Source organism: Streptomyces sp. NPDC054770, from assembly GCF_053611985.1.
In genome coordinates, this window is the sequence record NZ_JBSHBL010000003.1 from 73079 (window position 1) to 88296 (window position 15218).

The 15218-nt window shown below is 69.1% G+C and carries 17 protein-coding genes and 2 pseudogenes; 5 read left to right on the forward strand and 14 right to left on the reverse strand.

Going from position 1 to position 15218, the window contains the following annotated elements; all coding sequences use genetic code 11:
* Positions 1 to 50 precede the first annotated feature (50 nt).
* From ACWGKQ_RS04330 to ACWGKQ_RS04370, 9 genes and pseudogenes are all read right to left on the reverse strand, one after another.
* Positions 51 to 593, reverse strand: a complete 543-nt coding sequence (locus ACWGKQ_RS04330) for an NUDIX domain-containing protein (protein ID WP_453290341.1) — start codon at positions 591 to 593, stop codon at positions 51 to 53.
* Positions 590 to 976 (reverse strand): hypothetical protein, encoded by a 387-nt coding sequence (locus tag ACWGKQ_RS04335; protein WP_453290342.1) that lies wholly within the window; start codon positions 974 to 976, stop codon positions 590 to 592. Before ACWGKQ_RS04335 ends, ACWGKQ_RS04330 begins: the two co-directional genes overlap by 4 nt.
* Positions 977 to 1075: 99 nt before the next feature.
* A complete protein-coding gene (locus ACWGKQ_RS04340) occupies positions 1076 to 1921 on the reverse strand; it encodes a helix-turn-helix domain-containing protein (RefSeq protein WP_453290343.1) in 846 nt (281 codons plus the stop codon).
* Between the two features lie 23 nt (positions 1922 to 1944).
* Positions 1945 to 2457 carry a DUF6879 family protein gene (locus ACWGKQ_RS04345; protein WP_453290344.1) on the reverse strand — a complete coding sequence of 171 codons (513 nt, stop codon included), beginning with the start codon at positions 2455 to 2457 and terminating at the stop codon, positions 1945 to 1947.
* The gene (locus ACWGKQ_RS04350; protein WP_362648685.1) at positions 2435 to 2665 is read right to left on the reverse strand and encodes a hypothetical protein; all 231 of its coding nucleotides are present in this window, start codon (positions 2663 to 2665) and stop codon (positions 2435 to 2437) included. The genes ACWGKQ_RS04345 and ACWGKQ_RS04350 overlap by 23 nt, the downstream gene beginning before the upstream one ends.
* Positions 2666 to 3579: 914 nt before the next feature.
* Positions 3580 to 3933: pseudogene (crcB, locus tag ACWGKQ_RS04355) on the reverse strand (fluoride efflux transporter CrcB); the annotation flags it as partial.
* Positions 3933 to 4271, reverse strand: coding sequence for a DUF190 domain-containing protein (locus tag ACWGKQ_RS04360; RefSeq protein ID WP_453290345.1), 339 nt, complete (start codon positions 4269 to 4271; stop codon positions 3933 to 3935). The pseudogene crcB (ACWGKQ_RS04355) and the gene ACWGKQ_RS04360, both read right to left, overlap by 1 nt.
* A 97-nt stretch (positions 4272 to 4368) precedes the next feature.
* Complete coding sequence (crcB, locus tag ACWGKQ_RS04365; protein WP_453290346.1) at positions 4369 to 4983, reverse strand: fluoride efflux transporter CrcB; 615 nt, start codon at positions 4981 to 4983, stop codon at positions 4369 to 4371.
* Positions 4984 to 5365: 382 nt separating this feature from the next.
* Positions 5366 to 5716: a DUF190 domain-containing protein gene (locus ACWGKQ_RS04370; RefSeq protein ID WP_453290347.1), complete on the reverse strand. Its 351-nt coding sequence runs from the start codon at positions 5714 to 5716 to the stop codon at positions 5366 to 5368.
* 574 nt (positions 5717 to 6290) lie between these two features.
* Between ACWGKQ_RS04370 and ACWGKQ_RS04375 the strand changes: the two genes are divergently transcribed.
* Positions 6291 to 6434, forward strand: a complete 144-nt coding sequence (locus tag ACWGKQ_RS04375; RefSeq protein WP_453290348.1) for a hypothetical protein — start codon at positions 6291 to 6293, stop codon at positions 6432 to 6434.
* Positions 6435 to 6438: 4 nt separating this feature from the next.
* The gene (locus ACWGKQ_RS04380) at positions 6439 to 6825 is read left to right on the forward strand and encodes a DUF317 domain-containing protein (RefSeq protein ID WP_453290349.1); all 387 of its coding nucleotides are present in this window, start codon (positions 6439 to 6441) and stop codon (positions 6823 to 6825) included.
* On the opposite strand, the gene ACWGKQ_RS04385 is transcribed toward ACWGKQ_RS04380, so the two are convergent.
* From ACWGKQ_RS04385 to ACWGKQ_RS04405, 5 genes are all read right to left on the reverse strand, one after another.
* On the reverse strand, positions 6767 to 7159 hold the full coding sequence (locus ACWGKQ_RS04385; RefSeq protein WP_453290350.1) for a hypothetical protein: 393 nt from the start codon (positions 7157 to 7159) through the stop codon (positions 6767 to 6769). The two genes, ACWGKQ_RS04380 and ACWGKQ_RS04385, sit on opposite strands and share 59 nt — an antisense overlap.
* Before the next feature lie 66 nt (positions 7160 to 7225).
* Positions 7226 to 8896 carry a mobilization protein gene (locus tag ACWGKQ_RS04390; protein ID WP_453290351.1) on the reverse strand — a complete coding sequence of 557 codons (1671 nt, stop codon included), beginning with the start codon at positions 8894 to 8896 and terminating at the stop codon, positions 7226 to 7228.
* Positions 8893 to 9300 (reverse strand): plasmid mobilization relaxosome protein MobC, encoded by a 408-nt coding sequence (gene mobC, locus ACWGKQ_RS04395; RefSeq protein WP_453290352.1) that lies wholly within the window; start codon positions 9298 to 9300, stop codon positions 8893 to 8895. Before mobC ends, ACWGKQ_RS04390 begins: the two co-directional genes overlap by 4 nt.
* A 241-nt stretch (positions 9301 to 9541) precedes the next feature.
* Entirely contained in the window at positions 9542 to 10831 is a 1290-nt protein-coding gene (locus ACWGKQ_RS04400; protein WP_453290522.1) for a hypothetical protein, read from the reverse strand.
* Between the two features lie 294 nt (positions 10832 to 11125).
* A complete protein-coding gene (locus ACWGKQ_RS04405) occupies positions 11126 to 12661 on the reverse strand; it encodes a DnaB-like helicase N-terminal domain-containing protein (RefSeq protein WP_453290353.1) in 1536 nt (511 codons plus the stop codon).
* A 267-nt stretch (positions 12662 to 12928) separates the two neighbouring features.
* Between ACWGKQ_RS04405 and ACWGKQ_RS04410 the strand changes: the two genes are divergently transcribed.
* From ACWGKQ_RS04410 to ACWGKQ_RS04420, 3 genes and pseudogenes are all read left to right on the forward strand, one after another.
* The gene (locus tag ACWGKQ_RS04410) at positions 12929 to 13492 is read left to right on the forward strand and encodes a helix-turn-helix domain-containing protein (RefSeq protein WP_453290354.1); all 564 of its coding nucleotides are present in this window, start codon (positions 12929 to 12931) and stop codon (positions 13490 to 13492) included.
* 151 nt (positions 13493 to 13643) lie between these two features.
* On the forward strand, positions 13644 to 13943 hold the full coding sequence (locus ACWGKQ_RS04415; RefSeq protein ID WP_453290355.1) for a helix-turn-helix domain-containing protein: 300 nt from the start codon (positions 13644 to 13646) through the stop codon (positions 13941 to 13943).
* An 11-nt stretch (positions 13944 to 13954) separates the two neighbouring features.
* Positions 13955 to 15214 (forward strand): annotated as a pseudogene (locus ACWGKQ_RS04420) (tyrosine-type recombinase/integrase); the annotation flags it as partial.
* Between the last annotated feature and the right edge of the window lie 4 nt (positions 15215 to 15218).

A 15218-nucleotide genomic window follows, 5' to 3' on the forward strand; every position in this document is an offset into this window, starting at 1 on the left:
TCCGATGGCGACGAGGCTCACGGCGTAGGCGAGTTGTTGGCTTCGGGGACTCATAGGGTTCCGATCAGGCGGCGCTCCACACGGCTGCGGACTGATGGGATGCCTATCGCCGTGAGGGGCACCCAGGCTGCCGCACCCGTCTCGATCACCGACGGAAAAACGGCACCTGAATGGGTCCGGAAGAGGTATCGGATGCCGACTCGGAGACGGGGCCCGTACCGGTGCTGCCCCGGCCTCGTGACATCGACCAAGAACGGCCCCTCAGCGCCGGGCTGCGTCCACACGTCCCAGATGCCGGCCTCCTCGGCCAACAGGCGCAGGGCTGCCTCGCTGAGGGAGTCGTCTGCGTTCTCCGGCTCCGTCTCCGCGAGCGCGTAACCTCCCTCGTGCCGCAGGCACAGGACGCGATTGCGTTCGTCGACTACGACGGCTCCTGCCATCACCAGGGGGCAGCGCCGGTCATGGGTACAGGCTCGGCGCTGCGCGTGGTCGCGGGCCGCGTCGTAGACCGGCAGCAACGCCATCCTGTCGGCGGGGTGCTCGTGGATGTAGTGGGAGAGCTCCCGAACGATCTGGTCGTCCCTGACGCTCACGGCGCCTCCAGCCCGTTCCGCTCGGAATAGACCCACAGCAGTTGCCGCGTGAGAAGGGCCGCATCGCGGAGGTACAGGTAAGTCCCGAAGGAAGGTGTCTCGGCGCTCGGCCGGTTCGTGAGATCGACCAACCTGGATCCCCTGCGGCGGAGCTGCCGGACCTCGCTGTCGTCGTCGGCTCCCAGGTCCTCGCGGAGCAACCGGTTCAGGTGACGGGCGATCGCCGGCACCTGCCTTTCCATCGCCGCGCGGGTCGTGGTGCCCATCCGCAGGGCGAGGATGGAATTCGCATGCGAGGAGATCGCCTCTATGTTGATGGGGGCGTCGCCGTCCTCGATGTCCTCGGCCGTCTCGGCCTTCTTGCCCGTACTTGCCACTGTCATCACCGGCCGGCCCCTCCTGAGCGCGCTTTCAGCCGTGACGACAAAGCTAGGAAGGGGAGTGTCCGGGCCTCTATGAATGTGCCGGAACTTGCCCGGCGTTCACCCTAGAGATTCGATGGCTGTCGTGATGATTTCACGTGCGGCGGGACCGTAGACGGCAAGTTCGGCCAGCTCGCTGAACGTCTTGGCATACATGGCAAGTTCGTGTTTCTGAACGACGGTGAGATGGGCCGAGATCAATTCGACGTTCACCAACTCGTCGTCGTACAGGAAGAACCCTTCAACGGGCCAGAGTCCCGATCGATCGGCGTCCTGGGGGATAATTCCGATGCTCACCGACGGCAGAGCCATGACGCTCAGGAGATAGCCGAGCTGGCCTGCCATGACCTCGGTGCCGCCTATGCGGTACCGCAGCACGCTCTCTTCCAGAAGGATGGCGAACGTGTGGTTCCCGTACACGACCTGCTGCTTTTCGACGCGCACTTTGACGGCCGCCGGCACATCGTCGATGAGTCCGCGGCGGTCGCGAATGGAGGTCAGAAGTGCGGTGATGTACGACGCCGTCTGGACGGGGCCGGGGATGAGCCAAGGCGAGTAAATGCGAAAACGCTCGGTGCGCTCCCAGAGAGGAAGGACGGACTCCTGTGCCCATTTGAGGCCGTGGCGTTCCATCTTCCGCCACTCGACATACATGCCCTCAATTCCGCGGGCTGTCGAGATGAGATCCTCGGCTTCGCCCTGGGCGTCGCACGCGGAACACCAGGCGCGAAGGTCGCGCTCCGAGGGCGCGCGGGTGCCGCTCTCGAAGCGCGAAGCCTTCGACTCGTGCCAGCCCAGGCTCTGGGCCAGCGCTCGCTTGGTGAGTCCGGCTGCTTTCCGGATTTCGGCGAGGCGTTGTCCGAGGGCCTTGCGGGCTTCCTGGACGCTCGAAGATGGTGATGTCATGTCGGTGCGAGGCTGCTGAACTGTCAGGCCGGCTCGAACTGGGCGTGAGGCGTCGCCCGCTTCCACACGGCCTCGAAGGCCGACTCGCAGAGCTTCGCCACCTCCGGGTCCTCCGTGAGTTCCACCTCCATGTTCTCGCCCTCGCCGTCGAAGTGGTTGACGAGGACGAGGCCGGAGTCGAACAGCCAGAAGTCGTTGCCCGGAAGAGCGATGTCGGTCGCGTTGCGCCGCGAGAGCCACCGCACGCTTTCGCCGGCGGCGATGTTCAGCCCGTCCGTCACGTCGTGCTCGAAGCGGATGTACTCACTGACCGGCGTCGAAACGAGGCGGGCGCGTCGAACCTCGACGCCTCGCGAGGTCGCCTCCGTGACGATGGCATGCCAGTCGGCCCAGCGCTCGGCGGGGTCGAGGACCTCGCCGGCCTTCCAGTCGATGAAGGCCGGGTCCGACTTCATGTAGGCGTCGCGCATCTCCAGATGGACGGCCGTCCGCCGACAGTCGCGGAAGAGCTCCTCAAACGTCGGGGGCCTCGTCATCCTTCTTCACCTCCAAGAAGAACTGCACCATGCGCCGGGGAATCTCGACCACCGACTCGTGGCCGGGGATGTCCATCTGCCCGAGGCGCTCGGCGTCCTCCACCTTCCACCCCTGCACGAGGTAGCTGCCCTTTTCCTCGTCGAGGTAGATGGTGGGCGAGCCGCCACTGGGACTCTCCGGGTCCTTGCCGAGCTTACGCAGGGCCATGATGTCCTCCTCGGATGCCGGTAACGATCTCTGTGCCAGAGCTTGCCCGTGACTGAGCCCTCAAGCCAGGAACTTGCCCAAACTTGCCAGGACCTCGGGCGGCAGCCGAGCGGGGAATCCTTGTCGGGGCCGGGCGCGTGGAGGCGATCCGCGTCGACTGGCCACCAGTTCGCCGGATGCAGACACGGAAGATCCCATAACTACTGGTGCACCGCGAACAAGCATGTCAACGTGGACGACCTTCCGGACCCCCAGGTCAACGACCGTCAGTCACCTGTCCCCGAGCCTACGGAGGCGCCCCTGCAACCGCACCACCCCGGCGATCCTTTCCGACCCGAACTACCAGACCCGGTGTACTGGGTCACCCCGCCTCACTTGTCGAAGCACTCCCAGGCGCTGCATACAGTCCAGACGTCTCGCCCGGCCCCTGCCAGGACCGGCAGGCACTGACCGGCCAGTTCACCGGCCACCACGCCTTCCTCGCACGGACCATGCTGGACCGCGTCGACGCAATCACGAGTCCGCTGGCAAGCACACCTCCGGCAAGTCCCGGCCCGGCGACCCGTGGCTGAAGAACGCGCTCGGACTCGCCGCCATCGCCGCGGCCCGCAGCAAGAACACCTACCTCGCGTCCCGCTACAAACGCGTCGCGATCCTCCGCGGGAAGAAGCGGGCCCTGGCCGCCGTCGGCCACACGATCCTGACCTCGATCTGGCACATGCTCACCAACGACGCCGAGTATGCCGACCTCGGAGCGGACTACTTCCTCCAGCGAACCGGCCGAGCACGCCAGACGCGGCGCCTGGTCAGCCAGCTCAACATGCTCGTTTATCGCGCTGCGGCTCTGCCTGCCTCCTGATCTTCCGCCACTCTCTTCCCCGGTTCCGCGGGCGAACAGGTAACAGCCAAGTCAGAAGGGCGTAGCCGGCGGCTGCGGCGGCGAGGCCGACCAGGAGGCTGCCGATGGAGTTGAGTCCGGCCTCGGCGAGAGAGCCGTCTTCGAGCAGCCGGACGGTTTCGAAACTGAAGGTGCTGAAGGTGGTCAGGGCTCCGCACACGCCGACGCCCAGCAGCAGCATGACGTCCCTTGGCAGGCCGTGGGCTGCTACAGCCCCGGCCAGGGAACCGAGGATGAACGACCCGGCGATGTTGACGGTGAAGGTGCCGAGCGGAAAGACACTGTCGTGGCGGGCCTGTATGGCCTTGTCGGTGAGATAGCGCAGGGGCGCGCCGAGCATGCCCCCAAGGAACACAAGGAGGACGGGGATCAATTGATCTGCTCCTCGGTGACGGGGCTGAGTCCCTCGCTGCTCTGCGCGACAACCTGGACGGGTTCCAGTGTGATCAGTGCCTCGGGAGCGACCTCACGGGCCTGAGGCAGGAAGGCGCGGATGCGGTCCTCCTCGTCGATGATGACGACAGTCAGGGGGAGGTCTTCGGCGAGATCGAGCAGGCGGGTGGTGTGCACCATCGATGAGGCGCCGAAGCCCTCAAAGCCGCGGAAGACGCTGGCGCCGGAAAGCCCGGCGTGGTGGGCACGGTGGACGATCTCGGTGTAGGCCGGCTTGTGGTGGCACTGGTCCCACTCACCCAGGTAGATGGTCATCCGCAGGACCAGGCCGTTCAGAGGGGAGCGCGGTGGCCGTGGGGGAGGCTTCTCCTCGGGGTGGTGCCGATGAAGGTGCGGGTTCATCGCTGCTTCCTTACGGGACGGACCGCTTGGGGGGCGGGGTGGCCGGTCCGGCGGTCGGCGCGGGGGGTGCTTTGCTGCGGCGGCTGGGACCACGGCGCACCGGCAGTCCGGCGGCCCGGCGGGCGGCCGCGATACCGAGCCATGCCGCGACCAGCCCGGCGAGAAGGCTCGTCAGGGCGTAGGCGTCGGCCTTTGACCAGTCGCCCAGCGAGAGCAGGTGGTGCAGCTCCACGGTGTAGGTGGAGAAGGTGGTGTAGCCGCCGAGGAAGCCGACGCCCAGGAAGGGCCGGACGTACCGGTTGGGCGGCCACACCTCCAGGACGCAGACCATGAGCAGTCCCAGGGCGAAGCTTCCGGAGATGTTGGTGATGAAGGTGGCCCAGGGGAACCCGCCGGCCGGGGTGGGCCAGGCGAGGGCGAGGCCATAGCGGGCGACACTGCCCAGTCCGCCGCCCAAGGCGATCACCGCCAGGACGTCCGCCTGGCGGGAGCGCTTGGCTTTGGCCGGTGGCTGGGGAGCAGCCTGCGGTTCGGCGCCGACCTCGACGTCCGGGTCGACCGGCAGGACTTCCGCTGGCGGCACTGCGTCGTCGCGGGGCCGGGCTGGGGGTTCTCCGGGGGACATCGGCTGTTTCCTCACCGAGCTACGCTGATCCAGTCCGCCGGTGGTCCGCGCGCCGCAATCTGCCTTCCTCGAGCTGTGGGTTGGACGCGAGGGGTGACCGCAGGGCTGCGACTGCTCCTGTTCGGCTGAGGCGCTGTCCGGGACGGGCGGGGCATGATGTCCTCCTACCTGTGGGCGTGCCTGCGTGGCAGGTACCAGGTAGGGACTGTTGTCGACCCAGGTACACGGTCGCGGTTTCGGCGAGCCCCACCGCCATCACTTTCAGCTTACGCCGTCGACCTGGGGAGGACGAATGGCGGAGCTGTCCAATCGGTCCTGGTAGGCGGCCTGCGGACAGCCGTGGTGAGCATGCGGCCGCGTCACAGAGACGTCCTCGTCGAGATCAGCTCGCGCGGCTGATTGCGGTGGGCGCGATGTCGATCGGCTCCAACGTCGCCAGCATGCCCATGCCCAGGCCCATGCGGTCCAGGCGGATCAAGAACGCCTGCAGGACGACCATGTCGTCCACGAGCACGATCTCGACGGGAAGGTGCCGAACGATCGCGAACGGTCTCTCCTGCCGCAAGGTGCCGCCATCTCCGAACCCGGCGATAGCGGAGCGCGCACTCGCTCCGAGCAGGCGGCTCTCATGGGCACACAGGACGATCTGCTCGGCCGTCGGTGACCCGTGCCGTGACGGACGCGCGCCATCGAGGTAGATCGTCAGCCGACCGAATTGTGTTGGCGAGGCCATGGCTCCTCCTCAACCGACGGCGGGAGACAGCCCATCATCCGGAGGAACTGCCAGACGACCGACAATCCCCGCACGCCCATCGGACCACACGTGACACAGGCCAGCAAGGATTCCGGGCCGCGGCCCGTGGCCGGGTGGTGCAGAAACGAGGAGAGAGAGGGTGATCAGCACGTAGACCGTGTGTGAAGCGCCTGGACGCCGGATTCGGACTGGAGTGGCTGGTCGAGCCCCGGGCGATCGAGGCGGCCCGGCGAGTCGATCGACAGCGCTACGAGAAAACCCACACCACGCCCTACTTCCTGCCGTGCGACTGTGCCCCCATAGGTCGTCGGCTGTGCAGTACAGCACCGAAGTACAGCGACCAGGACGGCCGCCATCAACGTACGACACCCCTGCCAGACCAATTGACCAGCCCAGCAGACCTCAGCGACCGTCCCGCCCATGGTTCGCATCGAGGGGGCCGCGCGGCGTGCCACTTCCGTGCCCGAACGGACAGGGACTCACGGGGAATCGAGGTTCGCCGGGGTGCGTACCGCCCCACGCTGCCCAAGGCAGGGATTCCCAGGTCACGCCTGTGATCCCCCCAACCTCGCTCACCTCCCGGGGCTGGATCCGCGACGTGGACCGTCCCCGCACCACCGCCATGGATCCCGGATTCGCATCGAGCATGTCCCTGGAGCTGCTGCCGCCGCTGGTCCAGGATGCCGACGCGCCCTGACTTGATGGGCTGGCAGGCGTGGGCGGAACCCGTTCTCGGCGCCCCGTATGTGTGGTGCGCCAGCTTCAGTGCCAGCGTCCCCCACGGCCGGGTCGCCGCCTTCGCCTCCTTGCTTGCGTCACCTGTCCCGGTGCCCCGCAGCACCGTGCCCAAGACTGCCGAAGGCCGACTCACCGTCGTCCACCGCACTGAAGCCCCTGCACCTGGAGGAGCCGCTAGCGGGCGGCTCGTCGCAAATCCCCGAGCGGAGGCACATTCCGCGTACCCGCCAGCTGCTTCAGTCGTGCCGCAACGGCGGCCCACCGGGTGGGCCGCCGTTGGTGTGCGTCCGGTCAGTTGTCTTCGTGCTCGGCGCGGTATTCGAAGCCGTTTCGTGCGTCGACGATCTTGACCAAGCGCTCGTATTCCGCGTAGTCCTCGTCGGTCATGGTGGCGTAGATGTTGCTGCACAGGGAGCCGTCGGCGAGTTGGTCGGCGTACTTCGTGAACAGGTCGGCGAGGGCCTTCTGCATCTCGTGGGTTTCACGCGCCCACTCGTTCTCAAGCCGTCGCTGTGCGTTCGCGGCGGTCATCTCTGCCGGGGTAGCGGTGTAGATCAGGTCGTGCTCGGCGGCGGTGAACGCGGTCCCATCGGGGCGATACAGGCGCCACTGGTCATCGTGGCGGGTGCTGTCCACTTCGGTGAGGAGGACGACGACGTCGGGGCGAACAGAGGGCTGGGGCATGCGCGGTTCCTTGTGCGGTGTCGTTGTGATCGGCGTCGGTGATGGCGGCGTCCGGCGTAGGGGTGTTCAGCGCCGCCGTGTCTGGGGTTCGTGCGGGCGCGGAGCGGTGGCGGGCATGGCGGTGTGGTGCGCGTTGGCTGCCTGGGCTCGTGGGCCGGGTGCGTGTCTTTCGCCGAGGCGGCGGATGCGCCAGGTCAGTGCTCGTGCGGGGCTGTGGGCGTCGTCGAGCGTGCGCTGGTTGAGGGCCCGGTCGAGGATCGCGGCCGGGTTGTGTCCGGCTGCTTCCGCCTCGGCGAGCACGGTGGCAAGGGCGTCCCAGGCGGGGTCGGTCAGGATGCGTTCGGCGTGCTCGGGGACCGCGTGCTGGAGGTGGCGGGCGTAGCGGCGTTTGGTCTGCGGGCTGGGTGCCCGGCTGGCGAGGCCGGCCAGGATTGGCCCGGTGACCTGCGCGTACGCGGCCTGCAGGTGAATGAGGGTCTGCTCGGCTGCCGCCTGCTGCTGGGCGTTGTGGCGGGTGCGGTGCCAGTGCATGGCGTAGGCGACCGCTGTGAGCGCGACGTCCAGCAGCATCGCCAGCCCGGCACCGTCGCCATGCCGTGCGGGGTCCTTCCAGATCGCCTGGACACTGCGGCGCAGGACGCGGGCACTGGCGTGGTCGGCCGCGGTGCGTGAGCGGGTGGCGCGCTCGAAGGCGACGGCGGCGCGTTCGAGTTCGGCACGCGCTGCGGCAGGGGCGGTGAGCGGGAGCAGGTCGAGTGCTGCTCCGAGTGCGGCCAGCTGGCCCTGGGCCACTTCGCCGTTGCTGTGAGCGAGGTGGTGGGGGATGCGTTCGGTGGCTGCGGTGGCTTGGTGCCAGGGGTTGCCCGGCCGGACGGCGGCCGGTTCGGGGTTGGTGGTGGCGAGGCGTTGGCAGATCTTGGGGAGGGAGAGGTCGGGTGCGAGGGTGGAGCCTGCGTAGAAGACCGGCTCGCCCTTGGCGTTGGTGTCGCCGGCCAGGGCGAAGTTGCAGCCGAGCGCGTCGCCGGACGGGCCATGCTTGAGGCGCACGGTCACACCCGTCGCCTCCAGCAGGGCGAAGAAGTCGGCCTCGGTGGAGGCAGCCGCCATCGCACGACGGACACGCAGGCGCAGGATCTCGCGGGATGTGGCGTCCTGGCCCAGGCGTTTGGCCTTGAAGTGTTCCTTGCTGGTGGAGCGCTTGGCGGCGGTGCCGTCGCCCGGCTTCAACCGCCTGAGCCCGTAAACGACTTCGATCTGGCGGGCTTCGCGCTGGACGGCCCGGATGTCGTAGTCGCGCTTGGGGCGGCGGCCGTCCTGGCGGACGAGGGTGGCGGCGATGTGGATGTGGTCGTCGGCGTGCCGTACGGCCACCCAACGGCAGGCTTCGGTGTCCCCGGCGGGAGCGACGCCGGCGGCGGCCACGATCCGGCGGGCGATCTCCGCCCACTGGGTGTCCGACAGGATCGGGTCCTCGGGAGCGGCACGGACCGGGCAGTGCCAGACGGTGGTCTTGGGAGCCCGGGGGCCGAGCATGGTCACCGGCTGGTCGAGCTGGGTGTAGAGCTGCTTCGCCACCTCCTTCGGGTCACGGTGCGGGCTGCGGCCGGGGTCGGGGGCGAAGTCGTTCCAGGACGCCACCAGGTGTGGGTCGACGTGCTCGTTGGCGTCGCCCTTGCCGAAGAGGTAGGCGATCAGGCGACGGGTACTGCCCTTGCCTGTGATGATCTTCGGTATCACCGGCCTGACCGTCCCTCGGTGACCTGGGCGATGGCGGTGTCCAGGTCGGCGATCGATGCCTCGATGCGGGCGAGGAGATGGTGGACGGTGTCAGGCTGGGGCCAGGCGCCGTCCTTGTTGAGATGCCAGGTGAGCTGGTTGAGGTTGTTGCCGACGCCGGCGAGCTGCCGGTTGGCAGCCATCAGCGCCTGTACCAGGGCGCGATAGTCGGCGATCGCCGCGGTGGGGTCTTCGGCGCGGGCGGCGGTGAGTGATGCCTCGGCGACGTAGCCGCCGATCTGCATGCGGCTGAGGGCGGCGGCGTGTGCTAGTTCGGCGAACTCGCTGTCGGCGTAGCGGGGGTGGACGCGACGCTCGCGCAGACGCGGCTGGCGCAGTCGTCGGTACGGCGTGGACGATCGCACAGAGTGCGACGACGACTTGGTCTCGTTCCCTTCCTCCGTCGGTCCCCCTGGGCCGGCCGAGTCCGGTGCCCCTGCGCCGGATGCCTCCGCCTCCCTCAGGGCGGAGGCCGGGTAAGGACTCCTTACCCGACAACTTGCTGGGCTGGTGGTTGGGGTGGTCATCTCCTTTTGGCTGGCGGGTAGTTCGTGGTGCGAGTCGTGCATTGGGCGGTCTTCCTTGGGCGTTGTGGGTGGAGCGGGTTCAGTGGGGGTGGCCGGCGCGAGCGGCCTGTAGCTCGGCCTTGACGGTGCGGACGACCTCCCCGGCGGTGTCGCTGGCGACGCTGTAGCCGTCCTCGCGCACGGTGTCCTCCAGCAGATCGCGGGAGAGACGTCCGGTCTCGCGGTGGATGCGGTGGGCGTAGGCGGTGAGAACTTCCCGTGTCGCGCGCGGTTTGGGGCCCGGGCGGTTCGGCTTCGCCCGTGCGGCCTTGCCCGGATCGGCATCGGGCTCTTCCTCGCCCGGTTTCGGTTCCGGGCTCGTGGTGGTGCGGGCGGGCCGGTGCGGGCGGTTTTTGGGCTCCGGGTGGGCAGCCCGGTGGGCCGTGTCATCGCCCGCATCGTTCTCGGGCGGGCGGCCCGGATTCTCTGCCCGCCTCGTCGCTGTGGCACGCGGGCGGGCAGGCGTGGAGCTGCTCGGCGTGCCCGCGGTGAGGGCGGGCCAGCGCCGGGGCAGGGGAATGGAGGCCAGAGCGAGGGCCTGTTGCCGGGTGGCGAGTTTGCGCAGCAGCAGCTCGTCCTGGCGGTTGTCGCGGTCGACGTCGGCCTGCTCCAGTGCCTGGTGCAGGCGGCGGGTGAGGCGCCGGCCTCGCCCCTTGGCACGCCGTTCGGGCGTCATGGCCTCTGCCCGGAGTATCAGGGTGACGGCCCGGTCGAGGGCGCGTTCGCGGATGATTCGGGCGGCGTCCGCGTCCCGGTCGGCGATCCCCAGGCGGGCCAGCAGCCGTTCCCGCATCTGCCGGGCGAGGACGGCGGCCAGGCTGTGGGAGTCGGCGTGCGGGCTGCGGTTGCGCAGTTCGATGCCCATGGCCAGGTGCCACAGCATCGCCGCCAGGACCGGGCCGACGAAGGCCCGTACGGTGCCGCCCACCGGGCCGGACTCGGCGTAGGCGGGCACGATCTGCACGGCGGTGATCACCCAGGTGAGGGTGCCGGGCAGGCCGGGCGCCTGCTTCGGGCTGTTGAGGTTCTGCCGGGCCAGCAGGGCGGTGGCGAACAGGGCGAGCTCGGCGGCGGCGAACATCGCGGCCCGCTCGATGGCGCTGCCCATGTTGAGGTAGTCGGCGGCGAACCGCCAGCTGGTGTCCGCGCTGTAGGCGGTGCAGCCGATCGCGGCGACTGCGGCGACCGGGATGGCAGCGGTGCCACGGCGCTCCCCGACACTGGGCGTCCGGTTGCGTCGGCGCAGCAGCCATCCGGCGAGCAGGGCCACGACGAGGGGCAGGACTGCGTCGGCCGCCGACGAGGTGGTCCAGTGAGGCAGGAGCGACATGGTGCCGCTGTCGGCGCTTACGTGTGCGGTGTTGCCGAGGGTCATGCAGACGGTCTCCAAGGGAAGGAAGGCGATGGAGTGAGGGGCGTTCACGGAGGGGGCGTTCACGCGGGCCCCCTTCTAAAGGGGGGCCCGCGCGTGATCGCTTGGGCGCGTGTACGGCGTGGACGCTCGCGTGATCGCTTGACCTGCGGTTTTGCGGTGATCATGCGCGCTGTGAGCGGTTCACGGCGGCGTCGGTGCGCAGGGGCCGCGTGTACGGTCGCGTGATCGCTTCGTGAGGGCCTGTGGGGCTCAGCCGACGGCGGTGAGGTGGCGTGCGGAGGCGTAGTAGCGGGTCTGCTGCCCGCCTCCGGCTCCTCCGGCGATCCCGTCGGCCTTGGTGGCCAGGCCGCTGTCGACGAGGCGGCCCAGGTGGCGTCGTGCCTTCTCCACGTCGGCGCGGTCGGGGTCGCCCCCGCCGAGCAGGGCGACTGCCAGATCTCGGGCGGTCATCCCGTTCGGGGCGTTGCGGATCAGGACGGCGGGGTCCTTGGTGGGGTCTACCGTGGTGGTGCCGCGCACGTGGTCGTGGGTGACGTCCAGCGGGCCGATCTCGCCGGTGGGGGTCTTCAGGTGGTGCAGGGTGACGGCGGGGTCGCCAGCTTTGCCGGTGACGAACAGGACGCTGCCTGCGCCGGAGACGTACCAGGTGGAGCCGTAGACCTGGTCCAGGCTGGGGCGCTGGCCGCGTGGGGCGTCGGCGGTGGCCTTGCGCTGGTGGTGCAGCTCCAGGATCTCCACGCCGCCTCGCAGCGCGCGGTTGCGGGCGTTGTGGAAGGCGACCGCGAGGCTGTCGTCGACCATCGTGCTCACAGCGTCCTTGAGGCTGTCGATCACGATCGTGTCGGCCCGGTGGACGGCGGCGAGGTCGGCGAGGAGGTCGGGCTCCTTGTCGAGGGTGGCGGGCAGAGGACCCTCCCAGACGACGAGTCCCTCGCGCAGGATCTTCTCGTCGGTGGGGAAGACACGGCGGTCCATGGCCCGGGCGATCTGCCGGGGCCGGTCCATGGCCAGGTAGAGAATCCGCCTGCTCGGGGCGACCGGCATCTCCAGGACCGTCTCCTGCAGGCCCAGGCGGGCGAAGACCACCTGGTGGGCCAGGGTGGTCTTGCCGACCCCGGGTGCGCCGACGATCATCAGGCTCTCGCCCGGCGCCCAGACGGTCTTCTCGCGGGTGCCCCACAAAGGCTCGGCGTCCGCGCCGGTCTCTTTGACGAAGGACCACCCGTCGGTGGCGAAGCGGTTCAGACGACCCTGGCCCGAGGCGAGTGCCCGCTCGCGCTCGGCCCGCATCTCCGCCTCGACCTCGCTGCGTATCGCCTCGGGGTCGGCACCGGGCTCCTGGGCGCGTTGAACGGTGCGTATCGCCGAGGCGAGCAGGCGGCGCAGGTTGGCCTTTTCGCGGATGATCTCCGCGTGGTGCACCGCGCTGCCGCTGCCGTAGTGCACGTCGGCTAGCTGGTGCAGATAGACGGCGCCGCCGACACGCTGCAGGTCCCCCTGCTGCTGGAGCAGCTCGGTCAGGACGATCGGGTCGGTCGGTTTGTCCTCGCGGCGCTGGGCCAGCAGCGCGCGCCAGACCGTCTCGTGCGCGGGCCGGTAGAAGGCGTCCTCGCCCAGGATGGGCCGCACGGTGTCGATGACGTCGCAGTCGTGCATGCAGGCGCCGAGCACCGCGCGTTCGGCGTCCAGGTTGAACGGAGCCTGTCCAGGCTCGTCCGGAGACGGCTCGGGGCCGTATCCGAAGTGGGATGGCATCTCCGGCAGGGGGCCCGTACTCTGGGCCATAGGACTCCTCTCCCGGCAGGCCACATGGAGCGCCAACTCCGGCCACCGGTCCAGATCGTCATGGTTGGGCGGTTGTGAGGGTTTCCGCTTCGCCCCCGGTGTTCCAGCACCGGGGGTTTCTGCTTGTCCAGCCGCGTTCACCGCCGGACGCCATAAGTCTACCGCAGGCATTCGGGAAACATCTAGTTGCATTCGGCTTCCAAATGATGTTAACTAGTTCACCCTGGGCCACAGCCGTACGGCTCGGCCCGCAACGAGGAGGTGAAGATGGCCGAGGGCAAGGGCGACGACGATGCCCGCGCGGCGAATGCGCGGCCTCCGGTCGAGGACAACATCGCCGAGCGCGTGAAGCTGGAGCGCGAGGCGCGCGGCTGGAGCTCGGTCACCCTGGCCGAGAAAATGGCCGAGGCCGGCCACCCCATCGGCCAGTCCGCGATCTGGCGTATCGAGAGCGGCAAGCCCCGCCGCCGCGTGAACACCGACGAGGCGCTCGGCTTCTGCAAGGTCTTCGACATGACCCTCGACGAACTGGCCAGCCCGCCAGGGCAGATGGCCAACCCGATCATCCGTCGGCTGGTCGGCGAGTACGTCGAGCTGTGGAAGGAATGGCGTTCCCTGGGTAAGTCCATGGACGCCGTCCAGGACCAGCTCGGGGAGTACACCAAGGCCAACCCGGACCAGGACACCATGGTCCGCAACCTGCTCGCCCACGAACTGGACGCGGCCTCCAACGGCGACTTCCACCGCCACAAGGGAGCCCGCTCCCGTCTGATCCGCTGGCTCGGCGACGCCTTCAGCCCGCAGGCCGCCGAGGCAGACGTCGACAAGTAACCCACCCGCCGCAAGGCCCTCGGCGCTGCGAACACCCAGGGCCCTCCAGTGCGGCACTTTCGCGCGTATGCGCAACCGCCCAACCACACACCACCACTGACCGGTCCGACCGGAGTTGGCGCTCCGTACGTGACCGGGGTGAGGAGCCCTCTTGCCCGAGTTCCCCCTGCCCGTGACCCAGATCGCCCAGCTGCTCGGCATCCCCGAGGGAGCCCTGCGCGCCCTGATGCCCGACCGGGACGACGTACCCGGTGACCCCACCCTCGTCGGGCTCACCGTCGAGGAGGCCGCCCGCCGCCTCGGCATCGGCCGGACGAAGATGTACGAGTATGTCTCGTCCGGCGAGATCCGCTCCGTCAAGATCGGCAGTCTGCGCCGCATACCCGCCGAGGCGGTCGGAGAATTCCTAGCCCGCCGCTATCGGACCACGGACTTCGGCGCCGCGGCCTGAGCGGGGCGCGCATGACACAGCCGAAGAAGCCCCGCACGTCCCGGCAGCCCAACGGCGCCTCCACCATCTACCTCGGCAAGGACGGCCGTTGGCACGGCCGCGTCACCGTTGGCGTCAAGGACGACGGCAGCCCGGACCGCCGCCACGCCAGCCGCAAGACGCGCGCCGAGATCACCAAGGTCGTACGCGAGCTGGAACGCCAGCGCGACGCCGGCAGCGTCCGCAAGGCCGGCCAGCACTGGACGGTGCAGACCTGGCTCACGCACTGGGTGGAGAACATCGCCGCGCCGAGCGTCGGCGAGTACACGATCGACGGCTACCGCGTCGCCGTGTACCGCCACCTCATCCCCGGCCTGGGAGCCCATCGCCTGGAGAAGCTGGAGCCCGAGCACATCGAGCGGCTCTACAAGACGATGCAGGAGGCCGGCAGCGCCGCCGGCACCGCGCACCAGGCCCACCGCACCCTGAACACCTCCCTCAACGAGGCCGTACGGCGGCGGCACATCACCCTCAACCCCGTCTCGATCGCCAAGGCGCCGAAGATGGAGGAAGAGGAGGTCGAGCCGTACACCATCGAAGAGGTCCAGCGTCTGCTCCTCGAAGCCGAGAAGCACCGCAACACCGCCCGCTGGGTCATCGCCCTCGCACTCGGCCTGCGCCAGGGCGAGGTCCTCGGCCTGACGTGGGAGGACGTCCACTTCGATGCCGCTGTGATCCGTGTACGGCAGAGCCGCCTGCGGCCCCGCTACAAGCACGGCTGCGGCAATCGCTGCGGCCGTAAGCCCGGGTACTGCCCGCAGAAGGTCAACATCCGCAAGGAGACCAAAGGGACGAAGTCCAAGGCGGGCAAGCGCCCGATCGGTGTGCCCGAGGAGCTGCTGAAGCTGCTCCAGCAGCACAAGGAGGAGCAGGCTCGCGAGCGCGCCCTCGCCCGCGACCTGTGGGTGGAGAGGGGGTACGTGTTCACCTCGCCGACCGGCGAGCCGCTCAACCCCAACACCGATTACCACCGGTGGAAGGACTTGTTGAAGGCTGCCGATGTCCGAGACGGCCGCCTTCACGACGCCCGCCACACGGCAGCGACCGTGCTGCTCATCCTCGGCGTCCCTGATGCCGTGGTCGACCGGATCATGGGCTGGGAGCCCGGCAACTCCGCCCGGATGCGCCGCCGCTACCAGCACCTGACCGGTCGCGTTCTGAGGGACACGGCAGCCAAGGTCGGCGGACTTTTGTGGCCTGCCGTCGCCGGCGGGGGAGAAGAGCGTGCCGAAACGG

Excerpts from the sequence above, each read along its gene's own strand:
- ACWGKQ_RS04335 (WP_453290342.1), bottom strand. The coding sequence starts at position 976 with ATGACAGTGGCAAGTACGGGCAAGAAGGCCGAGACGGCCGAGGACATC.
- ACWGKQ_RS04340 (WP_453290343.1), bottom strand. The coding sequence starts at position 1,921 with ATGACATCACCATCTTCGAGCGTCCAGGAAGCCCGCAAGGCCCTCGGA.
- ACWGKQ_RS04345 (WP_453290344.1), bottom strand. The coding sequence starts at position 2,457 with ATGACGAGGCCCCCGACGTTTGAGGAGCTCTTCCGCGACTGTCGGCGG.
- ACWGKQ_RS04350 (WP_362648685.1), bottom strand. The coding sequence starts at position 2,665 with ATGGCCCTGCGTAAGCTCGGCAAGGACCCGGAGAGTCCCAGTGGCGGC.
- ACWGKQ_RS04360 (WP_453290345.1), bottom strand. The coding sequence starts at position 4,271 with ATGACCATCTACCTGGGTGAGTGGGACCAGTGCCACCACAAGCCGGCC.
- crcB (WP_453290346.1), bottom strand. The coding sequence starts at position 4,983 with ATGTCCCCCGGAGAACCCCCAGCCCGGCCCCGCGACGACGCAGTGCCG.
- ACWGKQ_RS04370 (WP_453290347.1), bottom strand. The coding sequence starts at position 5,716 with ATGGCCTCGCCAACACAATTCGGTCGGCTGACGATCTACCTCGATGGC.
- ACWGKQ_RS04380 (WP_453290349.1), top strand. The coding sequence starts at position 6,439 with ATGGGCTGGCAGGCGTGGGCGGAACCCGTTCTCGGCGCCCCGTATGTG.
- ACWGKQ_RS04385 (WP_453290350.1), bottom strand. The coding sequence starts at position 7,159 with ATGCCCCAGCCCTCTGTTCGCCCCGACGTCGTCGTCCTCCTCACCGAA.
- ACWGKQ_RS04400 (WP_453290522.1), bottom strand. The coding sequence starts at position 10,831 with ATGTCGCTCCTGCCTCACTGGACCACCTCGTCGGCGGCCGACGCAGTC.
- ACWGKQ_RS04405 (WP_453290353.1), bottom strand. The coding sequence starts at position 12,661 with ATGGCCCAGAGTACGGGCCCCCTGCCGGAGATGCCATCCCACTTCGGA.
- ACWGKQ_RS04410 (WP_453290354.1), top strand. The coding sequence starts at position 12,929 with ATGGCCGAGGGCAAGGGCGACGACGATGCCCGCGCGGCGAATGCGCGG.